The sequence below is a fragment of the Pseudoxanthomonas sp. CCNWLW251 genome (assembly GCF_037402255.1).
Taxonomy (GTDB): domain Bacteria; phylum Pseudomonadota; class Gammaproteobacteria; order Xanthomonadales; family Xanthomonadaceae; genus Pseudoxanthomonas_A.
This window is the reverse complement of sequence record NZ_JBBEGA010000001.1, coordinates 215113-237114: the sequence shown is the minus strand read 5'-3', so window position 1 is coordinate 237114 and position 22002 is coordinate 215113. Positions and strand designations below refer to the sequence as shown.

Annotated in this window: 20 protein-coding genes; 11 read left to right on the top strand and 9 right to left on the bottom strand. The window is 68.5% G+C overall.

Annotation, left to right across the window (positions count from 1 at the left end; genetic code table 11):
* The first annotated feature begins 10 nt into the window (after window positions 1-10).
* Together WBN46_RS01045 and WBN46_RS01040 are read left to right on the top strand one after the other, a co-directional pair.
* Window positions 11-430: a DUF1801 domain-containing protein gene (locus tag WBN46_RS01045; protein WP_337729943.1), complete on the top strand. Its 420-nt coding sequence runs from the start codon at window positions 11-13 to the stop codon at window positions 428-430.
* 10 nt (window positions 431-440) lie between these two features.
* Window positions 441-863 (top strand): DUF1801 domain-containing protein, encoded by a 423-nt coding sequence (locus WBN46_RS01040; RefSeq protein WP_192200996.1) that lies wholly within the window; start codon window positions 441-443, stop codon window positions 861-863.
* Between the two features lie 21 nt (window positions 864-884).
* On the opposite strand, the gene WBN46_RS01035 is transcribed toward WBN46_RS01040, so the two are convergent.
* Genes WBN46_RS01035 through WBN46_RS01025 form a run of 3 tightly spaced genes read right to left on the bottom strand, consistent with a single transcriptional unit; the run spans window position 885 to window position 1835 of the window.
* On the bottom strand, window positions 885-1205 hold the full coding sequence (locus WBN46_RS01035; protein ID WP_337729942.1) for a DUF6122 family protein: 321 nt from the start codon (window positions 1203-1205) through the stop codon (window positions 885-887).
* A 7-nt stretch (window positions 1206-1212) separates the two neighbouring features.
* Window positions 1213-1683, bottom strand: a complete 471-nt coding sequence (locus tag WBN46_RS01030; RefSeq protein WP_337729941.1) for a YaiI/YqxD family protein — start codon at window positions 1681-1683, stop codon at window positions 1213-1215.
* Entirely contained in the window at window positions 1680-1835 is a 156-nt protein-coding gene (locus WBN46_RS01025) for a hypothetical protein (RefSeq protein ID WP_337729940.1), read from the bottom strand. The genes WBN46_RS01030 and WBN46_RS01025 overlap by 4 nt, the downstream gene beginning before the upstream one ends.
* 270 nt (window positions 1836-2105) lie before the next feature.
* Here WBN46_RS01025 and WBN46_RS01020 point away from each other — a divergent pair, with 270 nt between their 5' ends.
* Window positions 2106-3440 carry an alpha/beta hydrolase gene (locus WBN46_RS01020; RefSeq protein ID WP_337729939.1) on the top strand — a complete coding sequence of 445 codons (1335 nt, stop codon included), beginning with the start codon at window positions 2106-2108 and terminating at the stop codon, window positions 3438-3440.
* Between the two features lie 21 nt (window positions 3441-3461).
* On the opposite strand, the gene WBN46_RS01015 is transcribed toward WBN46_RS01020, so the two are convergent.
* The 3 genes from WBN46_RS01015 to WBN46_RS01005 all read right to left on the bottom strand — a co-directional run bounded on the left by WBN46_RS01015 (window position 3462) and on the right by WBN46_RS01005 (window position 7088).
* A complete protein-coding gene (locus WBN46_RS01015; protein WP_337729938.1) occupies window positions 3462-5291 on the bottom strand; it encodes a PHB depolymerase family esterase in 1830 nt (609 codons plus the stop codon).
* Between the two features lie 136 nt (window positions 5292-5427).
* Window positions 5428-6258 (bottom strand): class I SAM-dependent methyltransferase, encoded by an 831-nt coding sequence (locus WBN46_RS01010; RefSeq protein ID WP_337729937.1) that lies wholly within the window; start codon window positions 6256-6258, stop codon window positions 5428-5430.
* On the bottom strand, window positions 6255-7088 hold the full coding sequence (locus tag WBN46_RS01005) for a class I SAM-dependent methyltransferase (RefSeq protein WP_337729936.1): 834 nt from the start codon (window positions 7086-7088) through the stop codon (window positions 6255-6257). Before WBN46_RS01005 ends, WBN46_RS01010 begins: the two co-directional genes overlap by 4 nt.
* Before the next feature lie 229 nt (window positions 7089-7317).
* Between WBN46_RS01005 and WBN46_RS01000 the strand changes: the two genes are divergently transcribed.
* Window positions 7318-7863 (top strand): OsmC family protein, encoded by a 546-nt coding sequence (locus WBN46_RS01000; RefSeq protein ID WP_337729935.1) that lies wholly within the window; start codon window positions 7318-7320, stop codon window positions 7861-7863.
* Between the two features lie 2 nt (window positions 7864-7865).
* Window positions 7866-8846 (top strand): AraC family transcriptional regulator, encoded by a 981-nt coding sequence (locus WBN46_RS00995; protein WP_337729934.1) that lies wholly within the window; start codon window positions 7866-7868, stop codon window positions 8844-8846.
* Between the two features lie 15 nt (window positions 8847-8861).
* Here the strand turns inward: WBN46_RS00995 and WBN46_RS00990 are convergent, their stop codons facing one another.
* Entirely contained in the window at window positions 8862-9461 is a 600-nt protein-coding gene (locus tag WBN46_RS00990) for a DUF1579 domain-containing protein (RefSeq protein ID WP_337729933.1), read from the bottom strand.
* Between the two features lie 81 nt (window positions 9462-9542).
* The gene (locus WBN46_RS00985; protein ID WP_337729932.1) at window positions 9543-10385 is read right to left on the bottom strand and encodes an MnmC family methyltransferase; all 843 of its coding nucleotides are present in this window, start codon (window positions 10383-10385) and stop codon (window positions 9543-9545) included.
* Window positions 10386-10533: 148 nt separating this feature from the next.
* Here WBN46_RS00985 and WBN46_RS00980 point away from each other — a divergent pair, with 148 nt between their 5' ends.
* A complete protein-coding gene (locus tag WBN46_RS00980; protein ID WP_337729931.1) occupies window positions 10534-11460 on the top strand; it encodes a M14 family metallocarboxypeptidase in 927 nt (308 codons plus the stop codon).
* A gap of 95 nt (window positions 11461-11555) precedes the next feature.
* On the top strand, window positions 11556-11822 hold the full coding sequence (locus tag WBN46_RS00975) for a DksA/TraR family C4-type zinc finger protein (protein WP_337729930.1): 267 nt from the start codon (window positions 11556-11558) through the stop codon (window positions 11820-11822).
* A gap of 28 nt (window positions 11823-11850) precedes the next feature.
* Here WBN46_RS00975 and WBN46_RS00970 read toward each other — a convergent pair whose 3' ends face one another.
* Window positions 11851-12144 carry a YkgJ family cysteine cluster protein gene (locus tag WBN46_RS00970; RefSeq protein ID WP_337729929.1) on the bottom strand — a complete coding sequence of 98 codons (294 nt, stop codon included), beginning with the start codon at window positions 12142-12144 and terminating at the stop codon, window positions 11851-11853.
* 399 nt (window positions 12145-12543) lie between these two features.
* Between WBN46_RS00970 and WBN46_RS00965 the strand changes: the two genes are divergently transcribed.
* The 4 genes from WBN46_RS00965 to WBN46_RS00950 all read left to right on the top strand — a co-directional run bounded on the left by WBN46_RS00965 (window position 12544) and on the right by WBN46_RS00950 (window position 21967).
* Entirely contained in the window at window positions 12544-13134 is a 591-nt protein-coding gene (locus tag WBN46_RS00965; protein WP_337729928.1) for a DUF6151 family protein, read from the top strand.
* Between the two features lie 55 nt (window positions 13135-13189).
* Window positions 13190-14080 (top strand): helix-turn-helix domain-containing GNAT family N-acetyltransferase, encoded by an 891-nt coding sequence (locus WBN46_RS00960; protein ID WP_337729927.1) that lies wholly within the window; start codon window positions 13190-13192, stop codon window positions 14078-14080.
* Window positions 14081-14508: 428 nt separating this feature from the next.
* Window positions 14509-15675 carry a HAMP domain-containing sensor histidine kinase gene (locus tag WBN46_RS00955; protein WP_337729926.1) on the top strand — a complete coding sequence of 389 codons (1167 nt, stop codon included), beginning with the start codon at window positions 14509-14511 and terminating at the stop codon, window positions 15673-15675.
* 256 nt (window positions 15676-15931) lie between these two features.
* On the top strand, window positions 15932-21967 hold the full coding sequence (locus tag WBN46_RS00950) for an autotransporter domain-containing protein (RefSeq protein WP_337729925.1): 6036 nt from the start codon (window positions 15932-15934) through the stop codon (window positions 21965-21967).
* The last annotated feature ends 35 nt before the right edge of the window (window positions 21968-22002 follow it).

Below are 22002 nucleotides of genomic sequence, written 5' to 3'. Positions count from 1 at the left end.
AGACGCGCGCATGACGAAGGCCACACCGCAGGACACCGGCGACGCCGCGCGCCGTATCGACGCCCGCATCGATGAACTGCGCGATTGGCGCGGCGACATGCTCTCGCGCGTGCGTGCGCTGATCCACCAGGCCGATCCCGATGTCGTGGAGGACGTGAAGTGGGTCAAGGCCACCAATCCCCACGGCGTGCCGACCTGGTCGCACGACGGCCTGGTGTGCACCGGCGAGGTCTACAAGGCGTATGTGAAGCTGACCTTCGCGCATGGGGCGTCGCTGGCGGATCCGGACGGTCTGTTCAATGCCAGCCTCGACGGCGGCACGCGTCGCGCCATCGACATCCGCGAGCGCGACACGCTGGATGGTCCTGCGTTCAAGGCGCTGTTCCGTGCCGGGATCGCCTTCAACACGGGCAGAAAATCCCGCAAGTAGGGTGCCCCGCATGGCAGACAAGAGCACCAAGCCACGGCTGCTGTCCGGCGGCAATCCGCAGATCCCGAAAGGCGATGGCGATGCGCCGGTGCAGGCCTATCTCGCCGCGATTCCCGGCTGGAAGCGCGCCATCGCCGAACGCCTGGATGCGCTGGTCGGGCAACACGTGCCGGGCGTGCGCAAGGCGGTGAAATGGAATTCGCCCTTTTATGGCGCACCGGATGCCGAGGGATGGTTCCTGTCGTTCCATTGCTTCGAGCGCTATCTCAAGGTCACCTTCTTCCGCGGCCAATCCCTGCAACCGGTGCCACCGGAAGCCTCGAAGTCGCAGGACACACGCTACGTGCACCTGCGCGAGGACGAGGATTTCAACGAAGCGCAGCTCGCCGACTGGGTGAAGCAGGCGAGCCGCCTGCCGGGCGAGACGCTGTAGGACACGCAGGCGCCGCGCGTTTCACATCATCAGGCAGTCGATGCCGTCCAGCACGATGTGGATCACCAGGCCAACGCCGAACCAGCGCGTCTTCCGGGGAATGACCAGCGCGCCATACGCCAGCATCGCCGGCCAGGTATGCAGCGGATGGAAGCCGATGCTGCATCGGCCCGGCGCGTAGACCGGGTCGGCGAGCAGATGGTCGAGATCGATCATCCAGGCGGCCAGCATCCACAGGGCCGCGCGTTTCCACGCCTTCGGCCAGAACACGCGCGCAGTGGCCACAGGCACGATGACGTGCAGCAGCATGTGGAGCAGGGGGCGGAGTTCGACATCGGGCATGGCGGGTTCAGCGCCGTACGGCCAGCCAGCGGTCGAGCTGGTTGGCGAAGGCCTGGCGGTCGCGCGCATTGAAGGTTGCCGGGCCGCCGGTCTGCACGCCCGCGCCGCGCAGCTCTTCCATGAAGTTCCGCATCGACAGGCGTTCGGCGATGTTGTCCGGCGTGAAGCGCTCGCCGCGCGGGTCGATGGCCTGCGCGCCGTTGGCCAGCACGCGCGCCGCCAGCGGGATGTCCTGGGTGATGACCAGGTCGCCGGCCCGGGCGCGTTCGACGATGGCGTCGTCGGCCACGTCGAAGCCCCCCTGGACCTGCAGCGAGCGGATGAAGCGGGAAGGCGGCGTGCGCAGCCACTGGTTGGCGACCAGGGTGACCTCCACCTGGGCGCGTTCCGCAGCGCGGAACAGGATGTCCTTGACAGGCCCCGGGCAGGCATCGGCATCCACCCATACCTGGGTGGCAGGGGCCGCGCCGTCGGTCATTCCGGTGCGGTGTCGGGCGCGCCCGGCTCGGGGGCGGCACCGGGCTGGGCCGCATCGCGTTCGGCGCGTTTCTTCGCGTCCTTTTCGTCTTTCTTCTTCTTCTTGGCCAGCTCACGCTGGCGTTTTTCGAACGAATAGTTGGGTTTTGCCATGGACAAGGTCACCTGGGGGCGGGAATGGGGCGTGGCGTGCCGATGGGCGTTCCACAGGCGTACACGATAGCCCGCATCCGTTGCCGGCGGGAAACCGGCATGAAAACAGCCATTTGCGAGGGCCGTGCGACGGTGCGGATGCCGCCTGTGCGCGGGCCCGGCAATGCCGGCGTGCCCGGCTCGCGGCCGGTGGCGCGGCTGCTATACCATCGTCGCGTCGGGCGACCCCGGGGGAAGGGGTGCCCATGACGTCCTTCCATGGGGTGATCGATGCGGCGGATTCTCTGCCTGATGCTGGCAGCGCTGGTGCTGGCCGGCTGTGCGAAACGTGTCAGGGAGTCGTTGCCGCCCCCGCCGGAGCAGGCATCGGTGCCTGCACCGCCACCACCGCCACCGCCACCGCCACCGCCACCGCCACCGCCACCGCCACCGCCACCGCAGGGCAGTGCCGCGGAAGCCGCGCGCATCGAGGCTGCCCGCCGTGCCGCAGCTGAAGCCGCCGCCCGCGCCCAGCAGGAACGCGCCGCCGACAGTGCCCGCCAGGCGGCCGAGCGTGCCGCCCGTGTCCGCGAGGCCGCGCAGTCCGCGAAGCCGCCGAGGTCGGATTTCGTCAACGTCGACGTGTTCTACGCCACCAACCGGATGCCGGCGACCGCGTTCGCCACGCTGCCGCCGGGCGATCGCTTCACCGCGGGTGTCGCAAGGCAGCTGACCTACGGCACCGCACGCATCAGCATCCCGAAGGCGCATGTCCCCGGTGAACTGGAATCACCGCGCTGGTACCTGATGGAGTTCAAGGAAGACCCCAAGCAGCACATCATCCTGCAGGAGGTCGACCGGCTGGCACAGGCCCCGTTCTTTGCCAGGCTGTACGGGCGCGTCGGTGAATCACGCGGCAGCAATGCGTTCGTGTTCGTGCACGGCTACAACGTCAGCTTCCGCGACGCCGCGCGCCGCACCGCGCAGTTGGCCTACGACCTGCGCTTCGACGGTGCGCCGGTGTTCTACAGCTGGCCGTCGCAGGCGGCGCTGGCGGGCTATTTCACCGACGAACAATCCATCGCGCGCTCGGTGCCGCTGATCGAGGGCTTCCTGGCCGACATGGCCGACCGCTCGGGGGCGCAGAACCTCTACGTCATCGGCCACAGCATGGGCACGCGTGGCGTCACCCAGGCCATCCGCAACCTGGTGGCGAAGCGACCGGAACTGCGCGGGCGCTTCCGCGGCATCATCCTGGCCGCGCCCGACATCGATGCGAAGGTGTTCCGCGAGGAGCTCGCGCCCGCCCTGCGGCAGGCCAGCGGCCATGTGACCCTGTACGCCTCGTCCGAAGACATGGCGCTGAAGGCGTCCAGGCAGGTCAATCGCGGGCCCCGTGCCGGCGACACCAGCGAGGGCGTGGTGCTGGTGAGCGGCGTGGACACCATCGATGTCTCCGGCGTGGACCAGAGCATGCTGGCGCATTCCTACTTCATGGAATCGGACAAGGTGATGGGTGACATCCGCGAGATGTTCCGCGCCCACCAGCCCGCCGCACGGCGCAAGCCGTTGCAATCGGTGAAGCTGGGCACGGGCATGTTCTGGAAGATCCTGCCGCCGCCATGACGCGGCAGCAGGATGGCGCCGTCATGGCAGCGTGTAGGTGACCGACAGTTTCGCGGTGGCGCCCTTGTCGATCCACAGGTAGTGCGTTGCGGTCGGGTTGGCGTTGAAGCGCAGCCGCAGCTGGGTGCGGCCGGTGCGGTTGATCGCCGCACGCCCGGAGGTATCGAACACGGTGCTGGTCTGGTTGCCGCCGCTGAAGGACGGCACCTGCGCGCTGTTGGTCGTGGTCGTGGTGGCTGCCCAATCCGCCGCTTCGATGGTGCATGCGCCGAGGCAGCCGCTGCGCACGTCGACGACCAGCGTGTTGCCGGCGGGATTGCTCCACGGATCGCCGCTGGCGCTGCGGTAGGCCACCGTCAGCGCGGCCGACGTGACCACGGCGTTGTCCGGCAGCGATGAGGTATCGAACGACAGCACCGCACGGTTGTGGTTGCCATCGGTGCCGCGTCCTATCGCGAGGCCGTAGTACGCCTCCAGCGTGCCCACGGCCGCGCCGCTGCCGGTGGCGCTGGCTTTCACGTAGCCATCGTTGGCGTCCTCGTTGTTGAACACCACGGTGACCGGAGATCCGCCGCCGGTCCCGCCGCTGACGGTGACATTGACCGCTGTGGAGGTGCCTGTATTGCCGGCGAGGTCCAATGCCCGCGCCTGCAACACGTGCGCGCCGTCGCTGGTGCCGCTGCTGCTCCACGCCAGGCTGTAGGGCGCGCTGGCATCGCTGCCGAGCAACGCACCGTCCAGCAGGAAGTCCACGCCCGCCACGCCGATGTCGTCGTTGGCGGTGGCTGCCAGCGTCACCGTGCCGCTGATGGTGGCGCCGTTGGCGGGCGAGGTCAGGGCGACGGTCGGCGGCACGCCGTCCAGGTTGTCCAGGCCGAAGAAGCGGGCGATGTGGTAGCTGGAGCAGATGTTCACGTCGAGGATGTAGGCGCCCGCCGTGCCGCACTGCGTTTCGCCGGTGCCCGGGTCCACCGGCGTGCCGTGGCCCATGCCGGTGATGACATAGGTCTCCACCTTTGCGGTGCCGGTGGCGTCCTTGTAGACCTTGTGCGGATAGCCGCTGACGGTGTCGGTGGCGTCGGCCACGGTGTCGATGCCATGCACGTCGGCCCACTGGTCCAGGCTCTCGGCGAGGTTGGCTGGACGCACGGTGTAGTCGGCATCGCCGTGCCAGATCGACACGATCGGCCAGGGCCCGGTCCAGCTGCTGGCCGCCCGCACCTTCGCGCCCCATTGCGCGGGGGTCAGGTCGCTGCCGGGATTCATGCAGCTGAAGGCCGCGGTCTGGGTGGTCGCGCAGCGGTAGGGAATGCCCGCCACGATGGCGCCGCCCGCGAACACGTCGGGGTAGGTGGCCAACATCACCGACGTCATCGCGCCACCGGCCGACAGACCGGTGACGTAGACGCGCGCGGGATCGATCGCATGGTCGGCGATCATGCGATCGACCATCTGCTTGATCGACAGCGGTTCGCCCTGGCCGCGCGTGGTGTCGGCGGTTTCGAACCAGTTGAAGCAGCGGCTGCTGTTGTTGCCAGTCTGTTGTTCGGGCAGCAGCAGGGCGAAGCTGAAGCGGTTGGCGAGCAACTCCCAACCCGGCTCGGCATCGTAATTGGAGGCGGACTGCGCGCAGCCGTGCAAGGCCACGACCAGGGGCGCGTTCGCCGGCAGGCCGGTGGGCACGACCTTGTGCATGCGCAGGTTGCCGGGATTGCTGCCGAAGCCGGTGACTTCGGTCAGCGCCAGCGCGTGGCCGCTGGCCAGCATCAGGAACAGCGAGGAGAGCAGCAGGGCCGCGCGGTGGAAACGGACGCGCGGGAGGGAACGACACAGCAGCGCAGCGCTCGACATCGACGGCACCTCCGGTGTGAAGTGCCGGCAGTGGGCCACACGCCCGCGCGAGGGGGCATTGGTCAAAGGGGAAAGCTGCAGCGCACCATCGCGCAAGCGTGACGCAGGGCCCGGGATCGCCCGCGCATGGTGGCCGTCAACCCGCGTGCCGGCGCGCGGTGGCCACCACGAACTCACCCGGCATGCGATAGCCGTCGCCGACGCGCCACGGCCGGATCGCGCGCAGGTAGCGCGTGCGGACGCGCCGGCGGGTCGCGTCGTCGAAGCGCGACCAGGCCATCGCCACCGGACCACCGACGAAGGCCGCATCGCAGGCATCGTCGTCGCTGGCGTACCGCAGCACCGCCTCCACGCGGTGTTCCTCCGCATCGACGAAGCCGGCGCGCGTGCACAGGTCGGCGAGCATGCCTTCATGGCCGAGTTGGAAGAACAGCGGACAGACATCACTGGCGACCTCCTCGTCGACGATTGGAAACACCGGCGACCAGCCGCAGCGTGCGCGCTGGCCCCAGACCGCCACGGCCACGCGGCCGCCCGGGCGCAGCGCACCGTGCATGCCGCGCATGGCCTGATCGGGATCGGGCATGTACATCAGGCCGAGTGCGCAGTACGCCAGGTCGAAGCCGACGCCCGAGGAGTCCAGCGATTCGCCGTCCATGCGCAGGAAGCGCGCGTGCTGCAGGCCGCGCGCCCGCGCCCGTGCGTTGGCTTCGTCCACCATGCGCTCGGCGATGTCCACGCCGACCACGCGGCCATCGTGACCAACGGCCTCGGCGGCGGCCAACGCCATCGCGCCGGTGCCGCAGGCCACATCGAGCACCGACTCGCCGGACGCGGCCGGCGCGAGTGCCAGCAGCCGACGGTGCGCGTCCGACAACTGCGCCTGCCAGAGCGCGTCGTAACGGGAAGCGGCGAGGTCCCAGCCGTAGCGCTGCACGCGCCGCTGCAGTCGCGCGTGGTCCTTCATCGGCGCACGACCACGATTTCGAGGTATTCGCTGGGGATGACCAGGCCGTTGCCGTTGCCGCGATCCATGCGCTCCATCAGCGCGTGCAGGTCCTGTTCGAGTTCGGCGGCCTTGTCGGCCGGCAGGGCCTGGAAGGCCTTCTGCACCGGGCCGTACCAGGTGCGGAACACGTCGATCATGTGCGCAGCCGAGCGGTAGCGGAAATTGAACATGCGCGCGGTGACGCCGATGGCGCCGGCCGTGTCGCCGAACAGCGACTGCACGTGCGCGGTGGTGCCCCACAGTGACGGCGGCTGCACACCGGCAGGCGGCGCAATGTGGCGTCCCAGCACCTTGAACATCTGGCCGATGAAACCTTCCGGCGTCCAGTTGGCCAGGCCGATGCGGCCGCCGGGCCGGCACACGCGTGTCAGTTCGTCAGCGGCACGCGCGTGGTCCGGCGTGAACATCACGCCGAACGTGGACAGCACCACATCGAAACTGGCGTCGGCGAAGGGCAGGGCCTCGGCATCAGCTTCGGCGAAGGCGACCTGCAACTGCTCGGCCTCGGCACGCGCCTGGCCCAGGTCCAGCAGTGCGGGCACGTAGTCGGTGGACACCACCTGGCCACCCCGGCGCGCCGCGGCCAGCGTCGCATTGCCATTGCCGGCGGCGACATCGAGCACGCGTTCGTCCCAGCGCAGGTCGACCGCTTCGGCCAGGCGTTCGCCGACGATCTGCAGCGTAGTGCCGACGACGGCGTAGTTGCCGCTGGACCAGGCGGCCTGCTGGCGCTGCTTGAGGGCGTCCAGGTCGGGCAGGGTGGGGAAGGAAACGGCAACGGCATTCATTCGGGGAAAACTCCTGGGGTTGGGGAGGGCGCAGCGTGGCGGTCGCACCGGGCTTCCGTCCTGACGGGGCGTCTGCCGCAACTGGCCATGCGTCCGGATCCGCGTGCGGGTTTCCCGGGGCTCCGCGATTCCTTGCCGATCGTCCGGCGACTGGCCGCGCGCCGCCCCGGGACGCGTTGTTGCGCTCAGAATCCGGCCGCCCCTGCCGTCCGATGGAATCCCCCTGGCCATGAGCAATCCACGAGACATCGCCGATGCGATGCAGCGCGCCGTCAGCGTGTTCACCCGCCGTCCCGACAAGGGGCTGCATGACGACGTGAGCGCGCGTGCGCGCTGGCAGGACGACACGCGGGTGGTGACCACGCACGCCACCGGGGCAACGGTCGAATCCGACATGCCGGTGGAACTCGGTGGCACCGGCGACCGGCCGTCGCCGGGCTGGTTCTTCCGTGCCGGTATCGCCGCGTGCGCGACCACGGCGATCGCGATGGTCGCAGCCGAGCAGGGCGTGGCGCTGGAGCGGCTGGAAGTGGAAGTCGGCAGTCGCTCCGATGCGCGCGGGTTGCTGGGCATGCGCGATGTGGAGGGCATGCCGGTCGACGCGGGTCCGGCGTCGATGCAGGTGGAGGTCGTGCTGCACGCACCGGGTGTCGACGCGGTGCGCTTGAACGCGCTCGTGGCCGAGGGCCTGCGCCGCTCGCCGATGCAGGGCGCGCTGTCCGGCCCGCCGCCGATCCGGGTGGCGGTGTCGGTCGCAGGCCGGCCGGCGGACTGAACATGGACGCGCTGTCCGAAATCCTGCGCGTGGTGCAGATGTCCGGTGCGTTCTTCGTCAACGCCCGCTTCAGTGCGCCCTGGTGCTACCAGTCGCCGAAAGCTTCGCTGGCGGCGCCCTGGCTGGACCCGACCGCGGAGCAGGTGGTGATCTTCCACCTGATCACCGAGGGCGGATGCCGGGTGGAAATGGACGGTGCGCCACCGATGGAGGTGCACGAAGGCGACGTGGTGATGTTCCCGGGCGGCAGCGCGCACCGCATGACGTCGGCGCCGGGCCTGCCGCCGCCGCGCGGCGCGGCCGACCTGAAGAAGCTGTTCGCCAGTCGCCCGCGCCGGCTCGCCTACGGCGGCGGCGGCGCGCCCACACGCATCGTCTGCGGCTACCTGGCCTGCGATACGCGACTGGCGCGATTGCTGCTGGACGGCCTGCCGCCGGTCGTGCGCATCAGCTTGCGTGATTCCGATGCCGGCGCATGGCTCGAATCGTCCGTGCGTTACGCGCTGGCCGAGGCGCGCACGCCGCGACCTGGCGGTGCGAGCCTGCTGTCCCGGCTCGCGGAATTGCTGTTCATCGAAGTGCTGCGCCGTTACGTGCACCAGCATGAAGGTCATGCGGGCTGGCTGGCGGGCCTTGGCGACCGCGTCGTCGGCAAGGCGCTCAACGCGTTGCACCAGCAGCCCTGTCGCGAGTGGACCCTCGCCGACCTGGCGCGGGTCGCCGGCACCTCGCGTTCGGTACTGGCCGAGCGGTTCCAGCACCTGGTCGGCACGTCGCCGATGCAGTACCTGACGCAGTGGCGGATGCTGATGGCGGCCAACCTGCTACGCCGCAGCAATGCGCCGCTGTCACGGGTGGCCGAAGAGGTGGGCTACCAGAACGACACGTCCTTCATTCGCGCGTTCCGGCGCGAATACGGGCAGCCCCCAGCGGCGTGGCGACGCAACAATCTGGCGGATGCCGGCCAGGCTGTGCACGCCTGATCGCGCGCGCAGCGGCTACGGCCGCCGCTTGTAGGTGATCTCCATCATCTTCGTTTCCTTGCCGTCAGGGCCGGGGCCGTACATCTCGAACACTTCCGTGTTCTTGTCGGTCCAGCGCGTGGTCATGCGGCTGCTCTGGGGTTTCTTCGTCACCGGGTCGTTGTGGGTGCCGGTGTAGGTGCAGGTCAGTTGGGCATCGCAGGTACCTTCGCTGACCATGAGGCCCGTGCTCATGCTGTCGTTCCACGTGCCCCAGTGCTTGCCGGTGACGTTGTCGAACCCATGCAGGCCCTGGCCGGAGAACGGCTGTCCCATCATCTGCGACGTCACCTCCTCCAGCATCACGCGGTTGCCGAGGATCATCCTGCGTGTCGCAGTGCCGGCGTCGGTGCTGGGTGGCGCGCCGGGTGCGTGCCAGCTCTTCACGACCAGGTCGTAGGTGCCGGCCATCGAAGCCAGCCTGCCGTGTTCCATGCCCGGCGTGCCGGCCTTCTGGTAGGCCTCCATCATGGCGTGCATCTCGGGCGTCATCGCCGGCGGCGTGTCCTGGGCGAGCGCGGGGCCTGCGAGCAGCAGGGCGGATGCGGCGACGGACAGTAGCGTGGTGCGTTGCATGGTGGCCCCTCCCGGGCATGGCGGTGGCGCTGTTGTGCGCCCCGCCGCGCTCAGCCGGCGTGAAGGTCGGCCGAGGGTCGGTCAGCGGCGCATGGCGACCACGCCGTCCAGCGCCCGCTGCGCCTTGAAGCCGGCCTTCTCCAGCCGCTTCGCCACCTCGCCGGGCACGTCGCGCCCGCTGGTGAGCTTGTTGGGCGTGCCGGTGTAGTGGAACAGCTTGCCGCCGCGACGCAGCACGCGCGCAAGCTGGTCGTAGAAGGCCTGCGAATACAGCTCGCCGGCGATACCGAAACGCGGCGGGTCGTGCAGCACGGCGTCGACGGAGGCATCCGCCACCTGTGTGATGGCCTGCGAGACGTCGGCATGGGTCAGTTGCAGGCGCCCATCGTGCCCGGGTGCGTCCGGATCCGGTGACCAGGGATTGAGGGTCCGCAGCCAGAGTACGTTGGCGTTCTTCTCGAACGACAGGATGCGTGCGGCGCCGGCGGCCAGGCAGCACGCCGCGAAGTAGCCCAGGCCGCCGCACGTATCCAGCACCACCTTGCCCCCAGGTTCCACCAGTGCGACTTTGCGCCGGGCATCGTCCAGCGGCGATTCCTTCGAGGTCGGCAGCATCTTGATGCCATCGATCTCGAACGTGGGCACGCCCCACTCGGTGGGCACCAGCTTGATCAGCGAGCCCGTATAGCGCGAGATTGGCGAGAAATCCTCGCCGTCCCAGTAGTACAGCGTGCGGTCCTTGAGCCGATCGGGATAGGGATACGCCGCGTCGCGCCACTGCCATGTCCGGGCCTCCAGCCGTGCGTCCGCCAGCGTACGTCCCAGGTCCAGCGAACCATGCCACACGGTGTCGCCGCGGTCGCGCGCCGCCAGCAGGGCAGCAGCGGTATCGCGGGTGAGCAGGGGGCCGGTGTAGTGGGGCATGGAGCGGAGTCCTGAAGCGCGTTGTGATCGCAGGAGCGGGATTTTCGCCCCCGCCGACCCGTGGGCGATAGTCCGCGACCTCTCCGGAAGCCTTGCCGCACCCGCTGGTATAGTGCCGACCCCTCGGATTCCCGGCCCCGCCATCGCCATGAACACGCCCGCCCGCTTCCATCCCATCGGCACACCCGGTACACCCTGGGGCGCGGCGGAGAAAGCCGCATGGCGCGCGCAGCAGCGCGTGCAACGCCGTCATGCGGATGATGTGGTGACGGTGATCGATCGGCTGCGCGGACGCTTCGATGTGCAGCAGTACGGCACGCTGGACTACGGTCCGGGCGAGGTCTATCCGCTGTTGGCGGTACGCAGCCGCGACTGGAGCGAGGCGCTGCCCACGATGCTGGTCACCGGCGGCGTGCACGGCTACGAGACCAGCGGCGTGCATGGCGCGCTGCAGTTCCTCGACGAGTGTGCCGCCGACTATGCCGGCAAGGCGAACCTGCTGGTGGTGCCGTGCGTCAGCCCGTGGGGCTACGAACGCATCCATCGCTGGAACGCCGATGCGCTCGATCCGAACCGTTCGTTCCGTGCGGACAGTCCTGCGCAGGAATCCGCCGCGTTGATCGCGCTGGTTGCGCCGGTAAAGGACCGCGTATTGATGCACATCGACCTTCACGAAACCACCGACAGCGATGAGAGCGAGTTCCGTCCTGCACTTGCCGCGCGCGACGGGAAGCCGTTCGAACCCGGGGAGATTCCGGACGGCTTCTACCTCGTGGACGACAGTGCGAATCCGCAGCCCGATTTCCAGCGCGCCGTGATCGCGGCGGTGGCAGCCGTCACCCATATCGCCCCGGCCGACGACAATGGCGAGATCATCGGTTCGCCGGTGGTGGCCGAGGGTGTCATCCAGTACCCGGTGAAGTCGCTGGGCCTGTGCACCGGCATCACCGACGCTCGCTATACCACCATCACCGAGGTCTATCCCGACAGTCCGAAGGCGACGCCGCAGCAGTGCAACGATGCGCAGGTGGCGGCGGTGGTGGCGGCGATCGGATACGCACTGGCGCAGGATTGAATTCCACCCGTCGCGGCCCCATTCCTGTTCGTGAAAACCGCTGTGGTCGCCGGGCGTAAGCTGTCCGGGCAGCAGTGCGAAGCGAGGACATGACCATGGCAACCGGATGGGCCGGCGATGGCGCCGTGCAGGAACAGATCGATGCGACCGTGAAGGACGGCATCGAACGCGCGCGCCGCGCGCTGCCGAAGGGGCCGAGCCTGACCCACTGCGAAGAATGCGAAAAGCCGATCCCGGTTGCCCGCCAGCAGGCGGTGCCGGGCGTGCGCCTGTGCGTGGTATGCCAGGAGGCGGCCGACCAGGAAGAGCAGGGTGCCGGCCTCTACAACCGGCGGGGCAGCAAGGACAGCCAGTTGCGCTAGCAAGGGCGCGTAACGGGCATAGCGGGCGTCACTCCACCGTCAGCGGGATGCCCTTCTTGCGCATGTCCAGGTAATCGGTACGCACGGCACGGCAGTAGGGTCCGCTCATGACGAAGCGGCGACACACGTCCGGCCGGGTCTGGTAGATGCCGCAGTTCATCCGCGCGCCATCGAGTGCCACGCACCAGCCTTCCTCGTCGCGCGCCATCACATGCAGGCCGGCGGGGGTACGGGTGGTGAGATGCGAGGGAATCTGGTCTTCCGGTTGCAGGACCACGGTCAGGCGGCAGCAGACGGCGTCGCACCGCGAACACGAGGTCATGACGGCATGGCCTGCAGCGGCCGGTCCCCGGCAGCGCACGCTGCAGCGGGGAAAGGCATGGCATGTGCAACGACGGGGCGAGGGTGTGGCGGGCAGGGCATGGAAGCTCCCGGGGGCAACCATCCCGTCGTGGGGAATGCGTCGCGTGGGAAAGGGAGCGAAGCGGAGGGCCGGGGGCCGTGCGGAACGCGCGAAGCAAGCGGATGGCTCGCGGCACGCATGCTACAGCATGCATCGCGAGGAGCGGCCTGCGCGCGCGAAGATACGTCACCTGCGCTTCATGTCGCGTCGTGCAACGCCGGTTTGCCTGCGGGTCAGGCAGGCACGCCCGGTTTGACGCTGCACTCATACCGCGTGCGTTATCCCTGTCCGCAGATGTCTTGAAGCGGAGGTGCGTCGATGGCGCTGGAGCTGCGTTGCCGCTGCGGGCAGGTGCAGGGCACGGTGGATGCCCGTCGGGCGTATGCGCGTGCAACGTGCTACTGCGGGGATTGCCGGACCTACGCGCGTCACCTCGGGCAACCCGGCGTGATGGATGCGCAGGGCGGTACCGACATCGTGGCGATGAACCCGCTGGCGGTGCGTTTCACGGCGGGCGAGGAGCACATCGCCGGCCTGTGCCTGCGCGAAGGCGGGCTGTTGCGCTGGTACGCGGCGTGTTGCCGTACGCCGCTGGCCAATACGCCGCGCGACGGGAAAGTCGCCTACGTGGGCGTGGTTGCCGCATGCCTGGTGCCGGAGACCGACGTCGATGCCGCATTCGGCCCGCCGGGCCACGTGGTGTTGAACTCCGACAGTGCCGTCGGCGAGGTGCGTCGCACGCCGCTTGCTTTCCTGGCGGCCGGAGCCCGCATTGCCATGGGCATCACGGCGGCAAGGCTGCGCGGGCAAGCGCCGGGCCTGTTCTTCAGCGCCAACGGCCAGCCCCTGCGGACCGCGTACCCCCTGGGCGAAGATCCGCGCGGCGAGGCGGGGCGGGAGCCGGCCTGAGCCGGTCATGCGTACCGCGGTTGCTTCCGCTTGAATACCTGACTAAAGTCAGGCAATGAACGAGAACCAGATCCAGCGGGTCCGCCGCTTCAACCGCACCGTCACCCGCCGCATCGGGGTGCTCACTGACGACTACCTCGGGCACGGCCGCCCGTTGGCCGAGTCGCGCCTGCTGTTCGAAACAGGGCATGCGGGGGCGGATGTGCGCGACCTGCGTGCACGCCTCGGATTGGACTCCGGCTATGCGAGCCGGTTGTTGCGTGCGCTCGAGGCGCAGGGGCTTGTGCGGGTACAGGCATCGCCCGTCGATGCACGCAGGCGGCATGTGGTCCTGACCGCGAAAGGGCGGCGCGAGGTGGATGCGCTCGATCGGGATTCGCGCGCGTTGGCGGATTCCCTGCTGGCGCCCTTGTCGGCGCGGCAGCGCGAACGGTTGGTCGAGGCGATGGATGAAGTGGAGCGCCTCATGCGTGCGTCCGCGGCGGAGATCGCGCTGGAGGATCCGGCCAGTGTCGAAGCGCAGGCGTGCATCCAGGCCTATCTGGATGAACTCGATGCGCGCTTCGAAGGCGGTTTCGACGCCGCCCGCAGCGTGTCGGCCGATCCCGGCGAACTGGTGCCGCCCCGTGGCGCCTTCGTGGTCGCGCGGCTGGAGGGCGCGGCGGTCGGGTGCGGGGGATTGAAGCGGATCGCCGGCGGCATGGGCGAAATCAAGCGCATGTGGGTGGCACCGGATGCGCGCGGGCTGGGCATCGCGCAGCGGGTGCTGGATGCGCTGGAGGCGCACGCGGTGGCAATGGGACTGCACACGTTGCGATTGGACACCAACAGCAGCCTGGTGGAAGCACGGGCGTTGTATGACCGCAACGGCTACATCGAGATCCCCGCCTATAACGACAACCCTTACGCGCATCACTGGTTCGAGAAACGCCTGCGGACGGACTGAGGGCGAGGCCCATCGCTTCGAGCGGAGATGGGCGGGGGCTCCGCGTTCGCTCGACCGCATTCGCGGCCGAGCCGTCCTTCCCGTACTTCGTGCCCTTGGTGCCCTGCGATCAGGAGCGTTTGCCGGGATTGGGCAATTGGCCCTTCCCATGATCCTTGGGAAGAGTGCGGGGTGGGGTTGATGGTGTGGCAGGCGCGGGTATCGCCCTGGAGGTGTCGTGGCGGGCGGGCGGCTTGGGATGGAATGTCATGGCAGGTCTCCTCCGGCCGACGGCCGGACGTGCACCGTGCACGTGGAGGGATGAGTAACGCGTGTAGTTATGGGGAAAGCAGGCCGTCAGGCCGGAAAAGGCCGGATTGCCCGATGGACGGCTGCGAATGCGCGCAAAAGACCCCTCTGTACCGGCAAAAGGCGCGTAAGGTCGAGGGATGATGCATCGGTTCCTCAGTGACAACCGCGCCGAACTGATTGCGCGCTGCCGTGGCAAGGTCGCGCTGCGATCCGCTACGGGCGTGCCCGGCCAGGAACTGGATCACGGCGTGACGGTTTTCCTGGACCAGTTGATCAAGACGCTGCAGGTGGAGGAGGGCGCCGAGCCGATGCGCAGCCGCAAGGTATCGGGACCCTCGGGCGGCGGTCGTCCCGCCCTGTCGGAGATCAGTGAGTCGGCGGCACTGCATGGCCGCGAACTGCTGACGCACGGGTTCACCGTCGACCAGGTGGTGCACGACTATGGCGACCTGTGCCAGGCGATTTCCGATCTCGCCTTCGAGCGGGGCGCGGTGATCGAGACCGATGAGTTCCGCACGCTCAACCGTTGCCTGGACAATGCCATCGCGCACGCGGTGACGGAATTCGGCTACCAGAACGAGATCGTGCAGTCCGACAGGCAGGCCCTGGCGTTGAACGAGCGGCTGGGATTCTTCGCGCACGAGTTGCGCAACCAGCTGTGCACGGCGACGCTGGCGCTGTCGATCATCAAGGAAGGCAGCGTGGGCATGTCCGGTGCGACGGCCGGCATCCTGGATCGCGCCCTGGCCGGGCTGGGAAGCCTGATCGATCGTTCGCTGGCCGAGGTGCGGATGGCGGCCGGCACGCCGGTGCAGAAGCGGCTGTACTCGTTGGCGGATTTCATCGCCGAGATCAGGCTGTCGGCCTCGCTGGAGGCCACGGTCCGGGGATGCGTACTGGTCGTGTCCGAGGTGGATCCTGTGCTGGCCATCGATGTCGACCGCGACCTGTTGCTGTCGGCAACCGGCAATCTGCTGCAGAACGCCTTCAAGTTCTCTGCGCCAGGCAGCGAGATCACGTTGAACGCCTACGCGCTCGCCGACCGCATCCTGATCGACGTGGAGGACCGCTGCGGCGGGCTGCCTTCCGGCGATGGCGCCGCCCTGTTCCAGCCTTTCGTGCAGGAGAGCGCGGACCAGAGCGGCCTGGGGCTGGGGTTGTCGATCTCGCAGCGCAGTGTGGAGGCCAACCAGGGGCAGCTGAGCGTGCGCGACGTGCCGGGCATCGGGTGTGTCTTCACCATCTCGCTGCCACGCCACCTGATGCCGCCATCGGAGGGGCCGCTGCCACGCGTGACGGGTTAGGGGTCGTTGGTACGGGGCTTGCATCGGCGACGGGACCGGAGACGGCGTCGCGGTCACTGGAGTAAGTGGCGTTACGCGGCTACCATGCCGCATCAGCGTTGGCCATGGCGTCGCCAGGGACACTGCTCATTCGGGTATGCCGGGGAAGTCCATCCGCGAGGAGGGCTGGCATGCACGGCCAAGAGGGGGGCGACCGTCTGTCGGCGTGTCGCTGGTCGATGTACGCATCACGCATTCACGTTTCCGGGGACTCGACATGCCTATCCTTTCCGGCGCCACGCGCCGTGTACGTCTGTTCGCGCGCGTGTTCCTGCTGGGCGTGTTCGCCAGTAGCGCGATGGCGATCCCTGCCGCAATGGCGGAGACGTTGACGTTCACAAACGATGCCGGCCTCGGAGACGGCATTGCCGCCGACGGTGAAGGCGGGTCGGGCGATATCGTCGGGCTGTCCATCCAGATCTACAACATCAGCAACGTCAATGGAAGCAATGTCGGCGTGATCCACTGGCGACCGAATGCCTTCCTCAATAGTGAAGACTCGGGGTATTCGGCCCTCACCTTCGATGATGGCGCACTCGGAATCACCAAGGGCATGGCGGTCCGCTCCGCGGATGGCAGTGAATTCAAGCTGACGTCGTTCCGCTATTACAGCTGGGGCGAGACGTCGCCCATGACGAATACCGTCGTGGGCTACCGGGACGGTGTCCAGGTGGCCTCCATGACCTTCCAGGGATACGATCCCAACCCCATGCCGCAGACGGTCTCGTTGGGGGCAGCGTTCTCGTACGTGGACGACGTCAGGATGTTCACCTCCGCGGGCGGCGAGAACGGGGGTGTTGGCAGCTGGCACTCGATGAACAACATCGTCATCGATCCCGCCGTGCCGCCCGACACCACGCCTCCCACCGTCAGCTCGATCACTTCCAGTACGGCCAACGGCACGTACAACGTGGGCGATGTCATCAGTCTTGAGGTGACTTTCAGCGAAAACGTCACCGTCACCGGAACCCCGCAGCTGACGATCGAGACCGGTTCGACCGATCGCATCGTCAATTACATCAGCGGCAACGGCAGCAGCAGCACGCTGATCTTTATCTACACCGTGCAGGCCGGCGACACCACGGCTGACCTGGACTACACCTCGCCCACGGCGCTTGCGCTGAATGGCGGCACGATCCGCGATGCGGCCAGCAACAACGCCATCTTGACGCTGCCATCGCCGGGTGCGGCCGGCTCGCTTGGCGCGAACAAGAACCTGGTGATCGATGGCGTGGTGCCCTCGGTCACCTCGGTCACTTCGTCCACGCCGGACGGCACGTACGCACTCGGGTCCACGATCAGCCTGCAGATCAGCTTCACCGAAGCGGTGACAGTCACCGGTACGCCGCAGCTGACGCTGGAGACGGGCAGTACCGATCGCGCAGTCAACTACGTCAGCGGCAGTGGCACCGGCACGTTGACGTTCAACTATGCCGTGCAATCGGGCGATGTCAGCAGCGACCTCGATTACGTGTCGACGAATTCGCTCGCGCTGAACGGCGGCACGATCCAGGATGCCGCCGCCAACAACGCCACGCTGGCGCTGGCCGTTCCGGGTACGGCGGGATCACTGGGGGCCAACAGGGCGCTGGTGGTGGATGGTGCGCCCCCCGTCGTCACGGCCATCACGGTGAGCGGTTCGCCCGCAGCCACCGCCACCAGCGTGACCTTCACGGTGGCGTTCAACGAAGCGGTCAGCAACGTCTCGATCGACGACTTCTCCCTGGGCACGACCGGTTCGGCCACGGGCACGATCAGCGCCGTCTCCGCCAGCAGCGGTACCTCGATCGACGTCACCGTGAGCGGCATTGCCGGCAACGGCACCCTGGAAGTGAATCTCAACGGCTCCACCAACATCGCGGATGCGGCCGGCAACAGCGGGCCGGCGGCGTTCACCAGCGGATCGACCCATACCGTCGCCATTCCCACCGCACCGGCCGCACCGACCATCGGCACCGCCACGGCGGGTGACGGCCAGGTCAGCGTGACCTTCACCGCACCGGGCAGCAATGGCGGTTCCGCCATCACCACGTACACGGCGACGGCCAGTCCCGGTGGCGCGTTCGGCACCTGTGCGGGTCCGGCTGCCTGCACGGCCACCGTGACCGGACTCAGCAACGGCACGGCGTATACCTTCACGGTCACCGCCACCAACGCCATTGGAACGAGCGTGGCGTCGGGCGCCTCGAACGCAGCCACGCCCAAGGGCAGCCAGACCATCACCTTCACCAACCCCGGTGCGCAGAACTTCGGCACCGCGCCGACGTTGACCGCCAGCGCGACCTCCGGCCTCACGCCGACGTTCAGTTCGTCCACCACCGGCGTCTGCACCATCACGTCCGGCGGCACGCTGACCTTCGTTACCGCCGGCAGCTGCACCATCGACGCCGACCAGGCGGGCGACGCCGCGTGGAACGCGGCGACCACGGTGACCCGGACGTTCACGGTCAACGCGGTGGTGCCCGGGGCGCCGACCATCGGTACCGCGACGGCGGGCGACACCCAGGCCACTGTGACGTTCACCGCTCCGGCCTCCATCGGCGGTGCCGCGATCATCGCCGGCGGCTATACGGTCACGGCGAATCCCGGCGGAGCAACCGGTACCGGCTCGAGTTCGCCGATCACGGTGACCGGCCTGACCAATGGCGTGGCGTACACGTTCACCGTGACCGCGACCAATTCCGCCGGCACCGGTGCCGCCTCGGCCGCATCGAACAGCATCACGCCTGCGTCGCCGCAGACGATCACCTTCGGCAATCCGGGCACGCAGAACTTCGGGACATCGCCGAACCTGTCGGTCCTGGGGGGCGGTGCGTCTTCCACGTCGGGTCTGGCCGTGACGTTCACGTCATCCACCACCGGCGTCTGCACGATCACGTCCGGGGGTGTGCTGACCTTCATCGCCGCCGGCACCTGCACCATCAATGCCGACCAGGCGGGGGACAGCAGCTACCTGCCGGCGCCGCAGGTCAGCCGGTCGTTCACCGTCATTCCCGTGGTGCCGGGTGCACCGACGATCGGCACGGCGATCGCAGGCGACACCCAGGCGAGTGTCGCGTTCACCGCGCCGCTGAACATCGGCGGATCGGCAATCACCAGTTACACGGTGACCGTAAGCCCGGCCGATGTGGCGCCGATAAACGGCGCGTCGTCGCCGATCGTCGTCACCGGCCTGACCAACGGACAGCCCTATACGTTCACGGTGACCGCGGACAACGTGGCGGGTACCGGTCCTGCGTCGATGGCGTCCAACAGCATCACGCCGGCGGCGACGCAGACCATCACGTTCGCCAATCCCGGCGCGCAGAATTTCGGCACCACGCCGACGTTCACCGCGACGTCGGACTCCGGACTGACGCCGACGTTCACCTCGTCCACGACCGGGGTCTGCACGATCACGACGGGCGGCGCACTGACGTTCGTCACGGCGGGAACCTGCACCATCAACGCCGACCAGGCGGGCAATGGCAGTTACCTCCCCGCCCCGCAGGTCACCCGTTCGTTCACCGTCAATCCGGTGGTGCCGGGTGCGCCGACCATCGGTACAGCCACGATGGCGTCTGCGGGCGAAGTGGATATCGCATTCACCGCACCCGCCAGCACAGGGGGAGTGGCGATCACTGGCTATACGGTCACCGCGCAGCCCGGTGGGGCGACGGTGACCGGTGCGTCCAGTCCTGTCCGCTTCACGGGGCTGTCGGCGGGAACCACTTACACGTTCACTGTCACCGCGACGAACGGCGCGGGCACGGGGTCGGCATCGGCGGCATCGAATGCGGTGACGCCTGCGCCGGCGCTCGACGCGGGTCCGGTCAGTACGTCGCTGCCCTACGGCGCGCCTGCCACGCAGGTGACGCTTGCGATCACGGGTACCGCGACATCGGTGGCCGTGGGCACTGCACCGGCGCACGGTACCGCCATCGTCAGTGGCACCACGATCACTTACCAGCCGACGCCGGGTTTCGCCGGTCCGGACAGCTTCACCTACACCGCCAGCGATGCGTACCAGACCACGGCGCCCGCGACGGTGACCATCGACGTGACCCCGCCGACGTTGGCGCTGGATACGACGAACCCGGCCAGCGGTGTCGGCGGCAGCGGATACATCCATGCGCTGATCGCCAGTGGCGGTGCGTCGCCTTACACGTTCCAGCTTGTCGGCGGTGCGTTGCCAAGCGGATTGAGCCTGGGCACGGACGGACGCATCACCGGCACGCCGACGGTGGCGGGCAGCTTCACGTTGACGGTGCAGGTGACCGACAGCAGTACGGGCATCGGTCCCTTCACGGCGCAGCAGCAGTACACGCTGCAGGTGGTGGCGCCGCAGATCGCGTTCGCGCTGCCCGCGTTGCCGCAGGCGACGCATGCCGGTGCGTTCAACCAGACCCTGGCGGTAACGGGCGGCACCGCGCCGTATACCTACGCGGTGACGGCAGGCAGCCTGCCGCAGGGCGTCGCGTTGAGTGCGGCGGGCGTGCTGTCGGGAACGCCGAACGCGTCGGGACGCTTCTCTTTCACGGTGGAGGCGCGTGATGCGAACGGCTTCACGGGGGCGCAGGCGTATGAGCTGGTCGTGGCGCAGGCGCTGCAGGCGATCACCGGCTTCAGTGCGAATCCGGCCACGCCGGTGTTCTCGCCGAACGGTACGTTCGCGCTTGTGGCCAGCGGTGGCGCCTCCGGCAATCCGGTGGTGTTCGCGAGCACCACGGCACAGGTCTGCCAGGTGACTGGTGCGACCGTCACCATGCTGGCGGCCGGGCGCTGCAGCCTGACCGCCGACCAGGCCGGTGATGCGAACCACGAAGCCGCGCCGCAGGTGCGGCTGGACGTGGACATCGCGGCCGCCGTGCCGACGCTCGTGTGGCCGGAAGAACTGCGCAAGGTGTTCGGCGAGCCTGCCTTCGACCTGGTGAATCCGCAGAGCCCCAGCAGCGGTGCCTTCACCTTCACCAGCAGCGATCCGGAGGTGGCCAGCATCAGCGGCCGCACGGTGACGCTGCATGCGGAAGGCACGACCGTCATCACGGCCACCCAGGCGGCTGCGGGCAGCTATGCCGCGGCCAGCGTGGAGATGCGCCTGCAGGTGGACGTGCGCCCCGATCCGACCCGGGACCCGGGCGTGGTCGGCCTGCTGCAGGCGCAGGTGGATGCGAGCGTGCGCTTTGCGAACGCGCAGCAGTCGAACATCCGCGACCGCCTGCGCCAGGTACGCAGCGGCGCGAACGGTTCCAGCAACAACGTCACGCTGGCCTATGCCGGTGCCGAAGACCGCCAGGGGCTTTCAGTGCCCGTGGGCCAGGCCACAGGCGGCAGCCTGCCGGCGTTGCCGCAGGGTTGGGGCGCATGGGCATCCGGCACGGCCTCGTTCGGCAAGAGCGGTCGGGTGGGCGGATACGACTTCCAGACCGATGGCCTCACGCTGGGCGCGGACCGCGCGATCGGCGAACAGGTGCTGGTCGGTGTGGCCGGCAGTCTGGCGCGCAATGACAGCGATCTGGACGGCACCGCCTCGCGCCTGAAAGCCGACCAGCGTTCGCTGGCGCTGTATGGCTTGTGGCGTGCAGGCGAGCATGTGTTCGTGGACGGCATGCTGGCCGCCGGACGCCTGGACTTCGACATCCGCCGCTGGAGCGACGATGCCGGGGCGATGGGCACGGCGGTGCGCGACGGCAAGCAGTGGTTCGGTTCGCTGGCCTTCGGCTACGAGCACCACGGTGAACGCATGGCGCTGACCACGTACGGCCGCTTCGATGCCAGCCGCACCACGCTGGAGGCGTATCGCGAGTACGGGATGGACATCTACGACCTGGCCTACCGGCGCCAGGTGGTGGAGAACAGCACGGTGGCGCTGGGCGTGGAAGGCAGCTACCGCTTCGGTGGTGACGACGGGCGCTACCGTCCGTTCTGGAGCCTGGAATATCGCCAGGCGCTGGAGGACAAGGGCGAGGCGGCGATGAACTATGTCGTGTGGCCGCATCCCACCGACTATCGCCTGGACATGCAGAGCTACAACGACGACGCACTGGCGTTGTCGGCGGGCCTGGACGTGAAGCTGCGGCAGGGGTGGCTGCTGTCGCTGCTGTTCGGCCACGAACAGGCCAGCAACAGCACGCAGGGCAGCAGCATTGGCCTGCGTCTGTCGTATGGGCAGCCCTCCAGCGGCGGGTTCGTGCCGGATGACGGCACGGTGGCCGGCGATGCCACCCGTCGTTGCGGACGGCGATGCGCCAATAGCGGCGACGCACCGCGCTGACGCCGCTTTCCGGCGCGTCATCGTCGCCACTCACG

Excerpts from the sequence above, each read along its gene's own strand:
- WBN46_RS01040 (WP_192200996.1), top strand. The coding sequence starts at position 441 with ATGGCAGACAAGAGCACCAAGCCACGGCTGCTGTCCGGCGGCAATCCG.
- WBN46_RS00955 (WP_337729926.1), top strand. The coding sequence starts at position 14,509 with ATGATGCATCGGTTCCTCAGTGACAACCGCGCCGAACTGATTGCGCGC.
- WBN46_RS01020 (WP_337729939.1), top strand. The coding sequence starts at position 2,106 with ATGCGGCGGATTCTCTGCCTGATGCTGGCAGCGCTGGTGCTGGCCGGC.
- WBN46_RS00970 (WP_337729929.1), bottom strand. The coding sequence starts at position 12,144 with ATGACCTCGTGTTCGCGGTGCGACGCCGTCTGCTGCCGCCTGACCGTG.
- WBN46_RS00965 (WP_337729928.1), top strand. The coding sequence starts at position 12,544 with ATGGCGCTGGAGCTGCGTTGCCGCTGCGGGCAGGTGCAGGGCACGGTG.
- WBN46_RS01030 (WP_337729941.1), bottom strand. The coding sequence starts at position 1,683 with ATGACCGACGGCGCGGCCCCTGCCACCCAGGTATGGGTGGATGCCGAT.
- WBN46_RS00990 (WP_337729933.1), bottom strand. The coding sequence starts at position 9,461 with ATGCAACGCACCACGCTACTGTCCGTCGCCGCATCCGCCCTGCTGCTC.
- WBN46_RS01010 (WP_337729937.1), bottom strand. The coding sequence starts at position 6,258 with ATGAAGGACCACGCGCGACTGCAGCGGCGCGTGCAGCGCTACGGCTGG.
- WBN46_RS00980 (WP_337729931.1), top strand. The coding sequence starts at position 10,534 with ATGAACACGCCCGCCCGCTTCCATCCCATCGGCACACCCGGTACACCC.
- WBN46_RS01025 (WP_337729940.1), bottom strand. The coding sequence starts at position 1,835 with ATGGCAAAACCCAACTATTCGTTCGAAAAACGCCAGCGTGAGCTGGCC.
- WBN46_RS00960 (WP_337729927.1), top strand. The coding sequence starts at position 13,190 with ATGAACGAGAACCAGATCCAGCGGGTCCGCCGCTTCAACCGCACCGTC.
- WBN46_RS01015 (WP_337729938.1), bottom strand. The coding sequence starts at position 5,291 with ATGTCGAGCGCTGCGCTGCTGTGTCGTTCCCTCCCGCGCGTCCGTTTC.
- WBN46_RS00995 (WP_337729934.1), top strand. The coding sequence starts at position 7,866 with ATGGACGCGCTGTCCGAAATCCTGCGCGTGGTGCAGATGTCCGGTGCG.
- WBN46_RS00975 (WP_337729930.1), top strand. The coding sequence starts at position 11,556 with ATGGCAACCGGATGGGCCGGCGATGGCGCCGTGCAGGAACAGATCGAT.
- WBN46_RS00985 (WP_337729932.1), bottom strand. The coding sequence starts at position 10,385 with ATGCCCCACTACACCGGCCCCCTGCTCACCCGCGATACCGCTGCTGCC.
- WBN46_RS01005 (WP_337729936.1), bottom strand. The coding sequence starts at position 7,088 with ATGAATGCCGTTGCCGTTTCCTTCCCCACCCTGCCCGACCTGGACGCC.
- WBN46_RS01000 (WP_337729935.1), top strand. The coding sequence starts at position 7,318 with ATGAGCAATCCACGAGACATCGCCGATGCGATGCAGCGCGCCGTCAGC.
- WBN46_RS01035 (WP_337729942.1), bottom strand. The coding sequence starts at position 1,205 with ATGCCCGATGTCGAACTCCGCCCCCTGCTCCACATGCTGCTGCACGTC.
- WBN46_RS01045 (WP_337729943.1), top strand. The coding sequence starts at position 11 with ATGACGAAGGCCACACCGCAGGACACCGGCGACGCCGCGCGCCGTATC.
- WBN46_RS00950 (WP_337729925.1), top strand. The coding sequence starts at position 15,932 with ATGCCTATCCTTTCCGGCGCCACGCGCCGTGTACGTCTGTTCGCGCGC.